General features: G+C 53.2%; 9 protein-coding genes and 1 pseudogene. 7 read left to right on the top strand and 3 right to left on the bottom strand.

The genetic code is table 11. The features are described from left to right. Nucleotides 1–3: 3 nt before the first annotated feature. Nucleotides 4–780 (bottom strand): enolase C-terminal domain-like protein, encoded by a 777-nt coding sequence (locus EDC26_RS15410; protein ID WP_165931050.1) that lies wholly within the window; start codon nt 778–780, stop codon nt 4–6. Nucleotides 781–1166: 386 nt separating this feature from the next. Between EDC26_RS15410 and EDC26_RS15405 the strand changes: the two genes are divergently transcribed. Continuing rightward, nucleotides 1167–2021 carry an HpcH/HpaI aldolase/citrate lyase family protein gene (locus EDC26_RS15405; protein ID WP_132584238.1) on the top strand — a complete coding sequence of 285 codons (855 nt, stop codon included), beginning with the start codon at nt 1167–1169 and terminating at the stop codon, nt 2019–2021. On the opposite strand, the gene EDC26_RS15400 is transcribed toward EDC26_RS15405, so the two are convergent. Continuing rightward, nucleotides 2008–3030, bottom strand: a complete 1023-nt coding sequence (locus tag EDC26_RS15400) for a Bug family tripartite tricarboxylate transporter substrate binding protein (protein WP_132584236.1) — start codon at nt 3028–3030, stop codon at nt 2008–2010. The two genes, EDC26_RS15405 and EDC26_RS15400, sit on opposite strands and share 14 nt — an antisense overlap. 476 nt (nt 3031–3506) lie before the next feature. Continuing rightward, a complete protein-coding gene (locus EDC26_RS15395) occupies nt 3507–4436 on the bottom strand; it encodes a LysR substrate-binding domain-containing protein (protein ID WP_132584234.1) in 930 nt (309 codons plus the stop codon). A 99-nt stretch (nt 4437–4535) separates the two neighbouring features. On the opposite strand from EDC26_RS15395, the gene EDC26_RS15390 reads away from it, so the two are divergent. The 6 genes and pseudogenes from EDC26_RS15390 (at nt 4536) to EDC26_RS15360 (ending at nt 12334) form a co-directional block, all read left to right on the top strand. Next, complete coding sequence (locus EDC26_RS15390) at nt 4536–5549, top strand: ABC transporter substrate-binding protein (protein WP_132584232.1); 1014 nt, start codon at nt 4536–4538, stop codon at nt 5547–5549. A 515-nt stretch (nt 5550–6064) separates the two neighbouring features. Further along, nucleotides 6065–7447, top strand: coding sequence for an amidase (locus EDC26_RS15385; RefSeq protein WP_132584230.1), 1383 nt, complete (start codon nt 6065–6067; stop codon nt 7445–7447). Between the two features lie 127 nt (nt 7448–7574). Continuing rightward, on the top strand, nt 7575–9260 hold the full coding sequence (locus EDC26_RS15380) for a M28 family peptidase (RefSeq protein ID WP_165931049.1): 1686 nt from the start codon (nt 7575–7577) through the stop codon (nt 9258–9260). A gap of 196 nt (nt 9261–9456) precedes the next feature. Continuing rightward, nucleotides 9457–9657 (top strand): annotated as a pseudogene (locus EDC26_RS15375) (IS5/IS1182 family transposase); the annotation flags it as partial. A gap of 3 nt (nt 9658–9660) precedes the next feature. After that, on the top strand, nt 9661–10182 hold the full coding sequence (locus EDC26_RS15370; RefSeq protein WP_341802619.1) for a LysR substrate-binding domain-containing protein: 522 nt from the start codon (nt 9661–9663) through the stop codon (nt 10180–10182). 1126 nt (nt 10183–11308) lie between these two features. After that, nucleotides 11309–12334, top strand: coding sequence for an ABC transporter substrate-binding protein (locus EDC26_RS15360; protein WP_132584222.1), 1026 nt, complete (start codon nt 11309–11311; stop codon nt 12332–12334). The last annotated feature ends 7 nt before the right edge of the window (nt 12335–12341 follow it).

Raw genomic sequence — 12341 nt, 5'->3', positions numbered from 1 at the left:
TCCTCAATATTCAATTACTTTCTTTTCTACGGTGATGCGCTCAATGACGTCGGCATCCAAAATTGGCACATAGCCTTTTTCCAACGTGATTCGGCCATTGGCGAAAGGCAAAGGATTTTTGAACAACTTGTCGATGTGCTTTAAAAATCCGTTGAACTCCCCTTTAGTCTTGATCAAACGTGCGGCTACCGACGCTTCCATCCAGTTATTGATTTCGCTACCTAAACCGTCGCCCAACACGGCCAGCATACCGTTGCGATGGATCAACTCAATGCCTTCGGCCAAGGCGTCCAGACTGCCAAAGCGCTTCAATTTCACTTTGCAATATTTCACGTTGGCGATATCAGAGGCACGTTCGATGTCGCGCAATGAACAAATGGGCTCGTCCAGCATGAGCGGTATCGGGCTATTGCGTGCAACGTTGGCGTTATCGTCCCAGGCATCGGCATCGCAGGGCTGCTCAAACAGATCAACGCCGCTGCGGGTAATGCTGTTTACAAAAGTAATGGCGTCGCCCACGCTGTATGCCCGATTCGCGTCCAGCCGAATTGATCCACGACCGTCAAGCACTTTTAGAATGGTATTGGTGCGCTTTATATCGGACTGCACGTCCTTGCCAACCTTAACCTTGAACGTGGAAAACCCGTTTTGGAATAGCGTTTCCAACTCTAATTCAATTTCGCTCTGATCCGTCCCGCTAATAGGAACAATCAGCTCTTGTTCCGAGCGCTCCACAACTTTTAGCCAGCCGGTCCGCTCTAACGCTTCCAGCGCGGTCACCAGTAGTGTCGTGGCCACCTTGCTTTCGCCGAGGCTATACATTAACCGCGCTTTAACCCCATGGAGGGTATCGCTGTTTATTTCGTTAAGCTTGGCCAGACAATAGGCCCACGCTCCCGCACGAGTCTCGGAGCTGGAACCCGGCGAAACGTGCGCGTCCGAAAACGCAGAGCGTCCATGATCATCGGTCAATTCAAGGAAGAAGGGTTCGAACTCGGTAAAGGTTCGATAAGACAACCTATATGGCCTGTATAGAGGCAACCTGAGCTGCCTTAATGTGGCTTTGGCAATTCTGGTCAATTGGCGTCTCCAGTAGTGGTTGTTATTAACACTTCTAGATGTTATTGTAATACAATTCGGATATCAATTGTTATTTGAACAACACCATGAATCTCCGATTGCGTACCCTTCTCTATGTCCCAAGCATTAATTTAAAGGCCATGCAAAAGGCCATCAATCTGCCGGTCGATGTAATTATTTTCGACCTGGAAGACAGCATTCTGGAAAGCCAAAAAGCCCAGGCACGCATGGCGTTAAAGTCGTTTTTTGAAAAACAAGCAAATCATACGGCCGGCCCTAGAAGGGTTATTCGTATCAATGCCGTGGAATCAAATTTTTGGGACGACGACCTTAAACTGGTAAAAGAGTTACGCCCACAAGCCGTCCTTCTTCCCAAGGTTGCAAACGCGAAAACAATCCACTTGGCTAACAAGTATTTGAATGGGTTACCGGAGCCGGTAAAAATCTGGGCCATGGTCGAAAACCCGTTGGGCATTTTAAAACTAGACCGTATCGTCGAAGACTCTTTAGCCGAGAACCTGGAATGTCTGATTCTCGGCACGAACGATTTGATCAAGGATACCGACATAGATCCAGGCGAAAACCGCGTGAACCTTACACCGTGGTTCACCCGGATCATTATGGTCGCTAAGGCATATGGCGTGCCTGTCATCGATGGTGTATTAAACGATATACACGATCAAAATATGTTAGAACTGGAATCCAAAGCGGCCAAGGCAATGGGCATGACTGGGAAAACCATTATTCATCCCAATCAGGTGGATACCGTCAATTCGGTATTTAGCCCAACACCCCAAGAACTGACGTGGTGGACCAAAATTGTGGACGCCTACACACTGCCCGAAAATATCGACAAAGGCGTCATCAACGTGGACGGAATCATGGTTGAACGTTTGCACCTGGAAAGTGCCATCAGGAAGTTGCGACTTACGGCTTGTTAAGCTCCAACCGATCAATTATTACCCCCCACTTCTTGGTATCCCCTTCCACCTGAGTAACGAAGGCCTGGCGCGACTTTGCATTCGTTGACAAGCCTTGTTCCAGCAATTTCCGTTTGACTTCGGGGTCGGCAACAACCTTATTCACTGCTGCGTGCAGCTTCGCAAGAATCGATTCCGGCGTGCCCCGCGGAGCGAAAATACCATACCACGGTTCATAAACGAAATTTTTTATTCCTGCTTGGGCAAACGTGGGAAGGTTGCTTAATGCCTCCGGCCGGGCCGTACCGCTCGTGGCAACTGCCCGTACCTGCCCGTTCTTGATATTACCCATGACGGCCGGAATGGTCAGCAGCATGGCCTGGATTCGTCCGCTAATCAAATCGACCAGCGCAGGTCCCGAGCCTTTATACGGAACATGCGTCATTTTTATACCCGCTACCGACTGCAAAAGCTCCATCGACAAATGCCCGGCGCTGCCCACCCCGCCCGAGCCATAATTGATAGCCCCTGGATGCGCTTTTGCGTACGCGATGAATTGTGGCAAGGTTTTTACAGGCAGGCTGTTGGTTACGGCCAGCACATTCGGGGTGGAGCCAACGAATGCCACCGGGACAATATCTTTTTCTGGAACCGACCCTTTATTTTTGTACAACGATTGGTTGAACGAAAAACCTATGTGATCCATTTCTATCGTGTATCCATCTTTCGCCGCATGAGCAACATAATTGGCTGCGATCTCGCCCCCAGCCCCACCTTTGTTTTCGGGCACAACGTTTACCTTCAATATTTCGGACAATTTTCTACCAACAATCCGGCTGATAATATCGGTGCTCCCTCCCGGCGCGAATGGAATAACTAGCGTAATAGTACGATCTGGCCAAGTTTTCGCCGTGGCTTTTGGAGCGCCCAGTATTGCGCCACACGAGGTGACGACCAGCAACGCCGCCAATAATTTTTTTGTTTTCCAGGCCGTAAAACAATCTGCTCTGCACATGACTATCTCCTTCATCTTCAACACCTTCGAATTTTTATAAAGATGCGAGCTGACGACACAAATGCTACTGACTGACTGGGCAGAACACACCCGTTGTCCGACCTGGCCATAACGCAGAATACTCAAAAGTTGCTGTTTTTGCAACCACTATATTCTGCCCGTAGTGCTGGGACACTGTGGCGAATGTTGGTCCCTATGGGCGGCTATTAAATCAACTGCCTCAAGAGTAGATGTACGCCCCAGACCTTGAACGACTGGGGGCGCAGGAACAAGGTCGATACGGAGCAGCACGACGACGTTACGACGACCGAATATGAACGCGAGTAGAACAAACCGATCGGGCTGGAAATCAATAAGGGCAATCGAATTTATACGAAACGGTTTAATCAGTGGAACAAGAATGCGGCACGCTTATGCGAAGCTTCACATAATCGAAATAAGGCGAACTCATGAATGTTTTCGATGCTTCAACACCGCTCGCCGCGAGCCTGCTATGCACGAGTGTCGTGAAACGCAGCCTCAATCTCGGAATCATTTTCAACACAGGCTATAACTTTCAGGAGATCCCGCATATAGCTCGTGAGAAACGTTCTTCGGCGGATCATTGCAACCACGGTCACTGGTTCAAAAAGATGGTCTGCCGAGATCGCCCTGATCCCGCTATCCTTGCGCTTGTCGAACGCAAGCTCCTGAATGACCGCAATGCCGAGACCCGCCGCGGTATAGGCCTTGATCACTTCTGCTCCCGCCGCACTAAGAACGATTTCCGGAGAAAGCTTATGCGCGGAGAACGCTTCGGCGATGCGCCAACCTGCAGAGACATCCTGATCATAAGTGATGATCGGATATTGGGCGAGGCGCTCGAGTGATGGTTTGCGCACGCGCAGCAACGGGTGCCCGGGCGGCACAATAATGATGCGATGTATCTCGAAGCACGGCAATGACACGAGCGCGGGGTGAATATCGTCACGGCCCACGCAGATGCCGATGTCCGCATGTCCCGACGTCACTGCGCGTTCAATAGCGTCCATGTTCCCAGAAAGGATCGAGAACGAGATTTTCGGGTGGCTCGCTCGAAGCTTCTTGATCGCATCCAGCAGCGTGTACCGGGCATGAAAATGGGTTGTAGCAATAACCAGCTTACCGGAACCGTTGTTATGTAACTCGTCGCTGAGGCGTTGCAGCTGCCGGGATTCGTGAACGATTTTTTGAGCCCTTTCGTAGACCGCGTGCCCTTGCTGGGTCAGCCCACCGATCCTGTTTCCCCTGCGGGCCAGGATCTCGAATCCCAAGTCTTCCTCCAGAAGCTGCAATTGCCGCGTGACGGTCGGCTGGCTCGCGCACAAGTTGTGCGCGGCATGGGACAGGTTGTAGCCGGACGAGACAACCTCACACAGACACTCCAATTGGCGAAATTTCATAACTATTCGTAAATCGTATAGTTTAATCTGATAATTTCATTTTACCGCATACTTGGCTTATGGTAATTTTCCCCCATCGAAGCTAACCGGAGGTGTCTGATGACTCGCATGCGAATTTCAGCCGTTTTGGCAGCAAGCATTCTTTTTTGCGCTCTCCCCCGATTCGCCGGCGCCGAGGTCAGCGAAGTACGAATGTCGCGCGGACTGTCGTTCGGTTTTCTGCCGTTGATCGTAATGGAAGATCAGAAGTTGATCGAGAAACATGCGCGCACCGCCGGACTCGGCGACATCAAGGTCACGTGGCACAGATTTTCCGGCGGCGTCATGATGAATGATGCGCTGCTGTCTGGACAGGTAGACTTCGCAGGAGGTGGCCCACCGCCTTTCGCCGTGCTGTGGGCGAAAACACAGGGATCGAACGTCGAGGTGAAGGGCGTTGCGGCAATGTGCACATCGCCCATGTATCTGCTGACCCACAACCCCGCGATCAAGTCGATTAAAGATTTCGGCCCCCAGGACCGCATACTGATGCCTGGCGCGAACATTTCCAATCAGGCGGTGGTACTGCAAATGCTTTCAAAGCAGGCATTCGGAGATCCACACAAATTGAATCCGCTCACGGCCGTGCTCTCGTTGCCGGACGGCTTCGCAACCTTGCTTTCTCGCGGGGGTGCCAACTCGCAGTTCTCAGGACCGCCTTTTCAATATCAAACCGAGCTGTTGAAGCAGCATCATATCCATAGGGTACTGAGCTCAGACGATGTGTTGGGTAGTGCCACGACTTTCATCATGATGTGGGCCACCACCCGATTCTATGATGCCAACCCGAAGACCTATGCAGCGGTGTATGCCGCGCTCGGCGATGCAATCAATTTGATCAACAGCGATCACAAGAAAGCTGCGGAGATTTTCCTGAGGGTTACAAAGGAAAAGCTTTCTCTTGCTGAGGCGGAGCGCATTCTCGACGAGCCCGACCTACGTTATTCCCTCACTCCTGAGAACATTATGAAATACGTCGATTTTCTGCATAGTACCGGCACCATCAAGAAACGCCCTGCGTCTTGGAAAGGGCTGTTTTTTCCGGGGCCAATACAAGACGTTCCGGGAAGCTGAGAATGAAAGGAACGCCTCCCGCTCTGCAAGTGATAGCGAATTTTGATAAGGAGATGGGTCCTCGCGGGCCGACGGCAGCGAGGTGTTAAAGGAGTGAAAGGCACGGAATTTTGACAGGCAATCCGCAAGGATCCATCATGAAGATGATACCAGTCGGGTATCTGTGCAGTGCTTGCTCATGACCATGCGTGCCAAAAAGGATACGTCAACGTCCGACCAGCCTGATCGGTGGGCCGTGATGTATGAAGATTAACGTTTATACAGGATGATCGTCGAAAGGTTGCGTGGGCAATCATGAGTGATGACAACACAGGTTGGATCGGGGCTTGCCAAGCCTGAATGATGCCTAGAACCCTGGGCTCGCCAGGAGAATGAGGCAGCGAGTCAGGGGATTTCATGGGGGCCTGTAGCGTATCAGGCTGCAATAAGGCCAGATATAGAGCTGCAACCCACATCGGTGTCTGTCGGAACAAACGATAACCCTTGCAAACAGAGAGGCGTTCATTTAGACGATTATGGACATAGCTGCAACGTTGCCGGAAACCATCGATGAGGCTGGAAGACGATTCCGCGACGGATCGCTCACTATCGAGGGACTAACCCAGAGTTATCTCGAACGCATTCAGAAACTTCAGCCACAGTTGAACGCGTTCATCACTGTCACTGACTGTCAGGCGCTGGAAATGGCCCGCCGCCTCGACGCGGAACTTCGGGCGGGGAAAGACCGCGGGCCTCTTCACGGCATTCCGATAGCTTACAAGGACAACATTGATACGCGCGGAATTCCGACGACGGTCGGTTCCGAATTCCTCCGCCACCGCGTGCCCGACCGTGACGCAGCGATTGTGCGCCGTCTCACTGACGCCGGCATGGTCATGCTGGGCAAGCTAAACATGAGTGAATTCTCGTCTGGATCCTCCGGGGTGAATGTGTTCTACGGTAACGTGCACAACCCGTGGGATCTGTCACGGGCGCCCGGCGGATCGTCGAGTGGCACAGGCGTCGCGGTGGCCGCGGGAATGACACTCACTGGCATCGGGACAGACGCCGGCGGATCGATTCGTCAGCCAGCCAGCCGCTGCGGTATCTTTGGACTACGCCCCACTTTCGGCAAAGTTGATCTTTCTGGGGTCTGGCCACGCACCCGTACGCTGGGAGCGGGCGGACCTATGACCAGATGCGTACGCGATGCCGCACTGATGATGAATGCGCTGACCGGAGATGATGATAATTGCGCTGAAGATTTTACGTCGCAACTCGACCGCGGTGTGGCGGGACTCAAACTCGGCATTATCGAAAACTACACCTTCAGCGATATAGACCCAGAGATCGAACAGGTTCTACGCAATGCGGTTGACGTACTCACGCAATTGGGTGCTGAGATCGTAACAGTCAGGATACCCGAGCTTACCGGCGGCCTAGAATACTCGTCGCTGTTCAGCAACGTGCTGTTGTACGAGTTTAACGAGGTTCTCGGAGCCCAATATAGAAACGCGGATAAATCACTGTTCGGCCCCGCGGTTCATTCGGACCTTCAGCGCGGAGCGCAGGTACTTCCGGATACATATCAACGTATTCTCCAAGAGCGTCCGGCACAATCAATGGCGGTGAAGAAGATATTTGAGACGGTCGATGCATTACTCGCCCCGGTGTTACCCAATGTCACGCCGCTCCAAAGCGCCGGGCCGGAAGTTTGGGCTCGCGGACGCCAGTTCAATCTGCCTTTCAGCTTTATCGGCGTTCCTTCGGTATCCGTACCCTGCGGGTTTGCGTTGGATATGCCGGTAGGACTACAGATCGTCGCCAACGCCCAACAGGAATTGCTGCTGCTACGTATCGCGGCCGCGTTTGAAGCAGCAACCGATTATCATCGGCGCTATCCACCATCTATCGTCTAGAAGGCAGCAAGCCATGTCAGAGCATTTAGTCGTCGATTCCGTATCCGCCGAAAACGTTCGCGCCCGCGTCACGTACATCTGCGAGAACATCCCGTCGCGATTAGCGGGATCCGATAACGGACGGCGCATGGCCGAAGATAACGCCGAGGCATTGCGCGCGGTCGGTGTACCGGCGGAAGTTCACGAATTGCAGGGGCTAGTCAGCTTCCCGCAGCCGGGCAAGCTGCAGGTGCTTGCACCCCTCGCAATGTCGATCGAAGCCTACACGTCAGGCCACAGCCTGGTGACACCACCCGGAGGCATTTCGGGTGAACTGATCTACGTTGGATCCGGAAGCATCGACAATTACCGGGATAAAGATGTCACGGGCAAAATCATTCTATGTGAAATATCGTATTCGCCAGCACGGATGGAGAAGCAGCGTATTGCCGCGCTGCAGGGTGCCTGCGGCGCCGTCATGATGAACTGGGGAAACCCCGACGACACAACGTTGCCATTCGGCTCGATCAAACCGGCATGGGGTAATCCGACACCCGAAACGCTGCGCGATGAGATGCCGCGTATGCCTTCGGTCGGCGTGTCGCGCAGTTCCGGTCTGAAGCTCAAGGCCCTTTGCGAGCAGGGCCCGGTACAAGTGACAATCGAAACTAACGTCGACAATGGTTGGCGGCCGGTACAAATCACTATAGGCGAAATTCAGGCGCCGGGGCGCGAAGATTTTGTGATCGTTGGCGGCCACCAGGATTCCTGGTACGGCCCCGCCGCCACCGACAATGCGGCCGGCAATGCCTGCATGGTCGAGCTCGCGCGAGTTTTCAATGTACAGCGCCACCATCTCAAGCGCGGCATCGTGTTCGGGTTTTGGACCGGACATGAGACCGGCACGATGATTGGGTCGACTTGGTACGCGGATCAGAATTGGGATCGCCTACGCAGCCATGCCATCGCCTACCTGCTTATCGATCAACCCGCATGCACCGGCACGACACGATGGCGAACAACTTCCAATATTGAAATGCGCCGCTTTCACCAACAGATCGAACAGCGCTATCTGACGGTTCCCCGCGACTGGAAGCCACAGAAAAAGGGAGGCGACGCCTCGTTCTTCGGCCTCGGCGTGCCGATGCTCTATGGCATGGGTGCCTTCACGGAAACCGATCTGCACAACACGGCGGACGCAAACCTCGGCTGGTGGCATCATTCGATGGAGTGCACTATCGACAAGGTCGATTTCCAATGGATGCAGCCACACTTGCGGGTGTATGCGGCATGGCTATGGGAACTTTGCACCGCCCCGATTCTGCCATTCGAGTTTACTGCGGTAGCGCGTCAGTTCGCGGCACGGTTGGAGGAACTGGACAGTAATCCGGCAGTTGCGTACCTGGAACTTGGTGTGGTCGCAAAACAGTCGTGGCGCCTGGAACAACTGGCGGCACGACTGGACGTATGCGCTCAAGACTGGCGAGTCCGCTATCGCACGGACAACCCGGATTCGGAACACGCTGCGGACATTCTGAACCACTGCTTGAAACGACTTTCGAATATTCTAATCCCCATTCAAAGCACCGTAAAAGGGGTATACGGTCACGACCCGTACGGATTTACGCCTCAGCTCAGCACAATCCCCTGTTTGTATGAAACCCAACGGCTTGCCGAACTCGCGTTGGGATCCGAGGAACAACTCATTCTCGAAACACATCTTCGGCGGCAACGAAATCGAGTCGCCGACGCAGTATCGGATGCTTGTAACACGGTCGAAGACGCGCTCGCGCAATTGAACAACGGCTCAGCGCACTCACCGCGATGCTCCTGAACCAGTCGCACAACACGTGCGCGCACTTCCAGGGGAAATTTGTTCTGTTTGTTCATGGCTCCATTCTCTCGTAAGCACCCGGTCTGGGCCGTGTTGACGACCGACCGGATTCTTGTCGGCGTTTAAAGTGTCACGTTCCAGGGTAACAGTTCGTCAACCCGATTCACCGGCTGTTTTCCTGCCCAAGGCCACACCGCGCAGTGCCATTGAGCCGACCATCGGGCACATGAAATCCGAAGGAAAGCTGGGCCGCAATTGGCTCAAAGAAGCACTGGGCGATGCGCTGCACGCCACTCTGTGTGGCGCGAGTCACAACCTCCGCCTGCGGCTTTTTTACGCCCCGATGCGAGTGCTGCTGTTAGGCATGGGTGGTCAGCAACAGTGCCTAGCACGGTAGTCACTGCCTTGCCTATTTCAAAAACTGATTTGTTCAGGTCCGACTAATTATCTGCATCAGGACCTCTGCGACGTGGCTCTGACGACCGGGACGATGGATCAGGGCTTTCATCCTAGGGGCATTAAAACGTCCAGCGCCGTCTGCGTTCTGCCCCTCGATCATCCCTTGAAAGACGCCAACATCATCGATCTAAAATTGCTAAAAGGCGATCGAGTGCTGTCTTTAAGCGATAATGAAGAAATGACCATGCGGATCAAGGCGCACCTGGCCAACTGCAAGGCCTCGGATGACCTTGTTACCGAGACAAACTCGTCGCTCACCATTTGCGCACTGGTTGCGGCCGGAAACGGCATCGCCATCGTCAACCCTTACGTGGCTCATATCTTTGCCGGCCAACCTCGGATCAAAGAACTCGCACCAGCCATCAACATCCCTATGCAAATGGCCCTGCCCGCACACACGGCCCCGTCCTTGTTGACAAACTATTTTATCGAAATTATGCTGGCACACCTTGAAAGGCCGTAATCCTGTAAACATATTTGCTGTCCGCACCGTGAACACAAGGGCTAGCTGACCTCTCCGGAGCGTTACTCTTACTATGTCATAAAAGATGGCATAACTTGTGCATCATGGATTCTATCTGGAAGCGTGATGGGTATAGTCAACGAACTCGCACATTACATGGAGCACCTAGCCAAAGAGCTGGGACACGCCGACCGACACGCGAGGTTGAATGGGTATTGCACCGTTCTGATGCTGCCGTTGTCGCGCAAAAGCGCAGTCATCTGCTCAATAAGGAGTCCCCAGACACTGCGTGCCAGCCGACGCGGACTTATGACATCGACTAGCCGCAATCGCTGTCTGTGCAATAGCTTCGGTCGTGATTGCGGCCGCACGTGGGGTTTGGGCATGCACAGTCGTCTCTCGTGTGTGAGAAACGGCCCCCCTCCCTGACGCACCGTAAAATTTATGCCGCTATTTTTATCGTGTCCTGACAATGGCCAGGTTGGCGGCAGCCACTCGGGAAGTGATTTAAACCAAGTTGATGCGGCCACGTTATCAAACGAGTAACTGAAACACAAGCAGTCTCAGGCCTTGAAACTAGCCAATAGCCCCATTGTGCAGCGTTATATTGCCTAGTGCTGTATCAAGTGCTGTGCCATGATTGTTTCATCAGTCTTTAAGCCCTTTATCTATAATGCTTTTCGAATATAGTTGGAAGTCAAGTTGCGCCTCCAGTATCCATGCGGACCTCAAAGAAGCTCGAACACCTATTCAGGTCGTAAGCTTTGGGAAAATCCGATATCCGACACTATTCACCCCATCCGTTAGACGGGCTTTTCCATTTTCCGGTTTGATCCCGAGCCACATCTAAGTCAGCGCTAATCGGATCAATTGCACTGCCGGCCGCAAAAGCATTTAACCGAAGCTGGTCGGCCTGTTTTCCTGAAGTGCCAACCCTCCTCACATCGTTCCCGTTGCAACAAAAAAACTATCCAAACCCTAGGGTTTGTCTGGATAGTCGCGTCATGGCCGACCCCGTATTCTTTATCAGAACAAGAATCCTAATTCTAATTAATAGGACAAAAGACAAAGCAACCCCTTTATTCACCAGGGCGGCGCCTACGGCCCATTCCAAAGAGAGAGAGACATGAAAAAGATTGGCCTCATCCACAGCTTTCTAGCCCCGCTGGCTCTTTGCAGCGGACTGATTACCATCCCCGCCCACGCCGACACTCAGGTCGTCCGGTACCAGGAATACCCAGGTTCCATCCTGCACCTGTCCAACTGGGTCATGCGAGAAAAAGGCTTCTGCAAGAAACAAGGGCTGGATTGTCAGCCCATCATGCTGGCAAATGGGCCACTGGCCCAGCAAGCTGCAGCTGCCGGCAGCGTAGATCTGATCGTTAGCTCCATGGACGTCATGCTTCAGGCTGTCGCAAAAGGGAACGATCTGATGGTGATCGGCCCACTGGTAAAGAATAATATCTACTCCCTCTCGGTCGGCGCGAAGGTGGAACGGCCCAACGCCGCGAAGGGCTACCCCGAAAACATGAAAGACCTGGCCAATAAACGGATTGGCGTCACGGCGCGCGGTTCGGGCACCGAAATGTATGTCAAGTCGCTGATGCGCGGTGCAGGCGTTCCCCTCGATAACGTCACTTTCATCGGTGTTGGGGCGCCCTCATCCGCTTACGCCTCATTGGTTGCCAATCAGGTGGACGCCATCCTTAGCTGGGATCCGATCCCCGCAATATGCAATGCAACAAAGCAGTGTTCGGTCGCGGTCGATATGCGCAAGGGCGAAGGGCCGGACGTAGTCAAGGCTATGAACGGGGGGTTTGTCGTCTGGCAGGCACGACGCGAATATGTACAAAAGCACGGCGCCGTGATCGATAAGTTCATGGTGGCGCAAAAAGAAGCATTTGACTGGCTCAAGGACCCGAAGAATTTCGAAGAAGCAAAGACACTGGCTACCGAACGATTCAAGTTGGGCGATGTGCCCAATCGCGATAAGGTTGTTAACCAGGTGGTGCACGACATGATCGGGCAATACGACACCACACTGAATCCGCAGGTCGTCGACGGCTTCAATCAGTTCCTGCTGAGCAACAAGCTGATTGCCAAGCCGGTAGACAAGACAAATCTTATCTACAAAAGCAAGAACGCTTCGTGAGGCAAGC

Source organism: Paralcaligenes ureilyticus (assembly GCF_004346225.1).
In the GTDB taxonomy this organism is placed as follows: Bacteria; Pseudomonadota; Gammaproteobacteria; order Burkholderiales; family Burkholderiaceae_B; genus Paralcaligenes; species Paralcaligenes ureilyticus.
The sequence above is the reverse complement of the archived record's forward strand: the minus strand, read 5'-3'. Positions and strand labels throughout refer to the sequence as shown.

Excerpts from the sequence above, each read along its gene's own strand:
- EDC26_RS15390 (WP_132584232.1), top strand. The coding sequence starts at position 4,536 with ATGACTCGCATGCGAATTTCAGCCGTTTTGGCAGCAAGCATTCTTTTT.
- EDC26_RS15380 (WP_165931049.1), top strand. The coding sequence starts at position 7,575 with ATGGCCGAAGATAACGCCGAGGCATTGCGCGCGGTCGGTGTACCGGCG.
- EDC26_RS15385 (WP_132584230.1), top strand. The coding sequence starts at position 6,065 with ATGGACATAGCTGCAACGTTGCCGGAAACCATCGATGAGGCTGGAAGA.
- EDC26_RS15360 (WP_132584222.1), top strand. The coding sequence starts at position 11,309 with ATGAAAAAGATTGGCCTCATCCACAGCTTTCTAGCCCCGCTGGCTCTT.
- EDC26_RS15400 (WP_132584236.1), bottom strand. The coding sequence starts at position 3,030 with ATGAAGGAGATAGTCATGTGCAGAGCAGATTGTTTTACGGCCTGGAAA.
- EDC26_RS15405 (WP_132584238.1), top strand. The coding sequence starts at position 1,167 with ATGAATCTCCGATTGCGTACCCTTCTCTATGTCCCAAGCATTAATTTA.
- EDC26_RS15395 (WP_132584234.1), bottom strand. The coding sequence starts at position 4,436 with ATGAAATTTCGCCAATTGGAGTGTCTGTGTGAGGTTGTCTCGTCCGGC.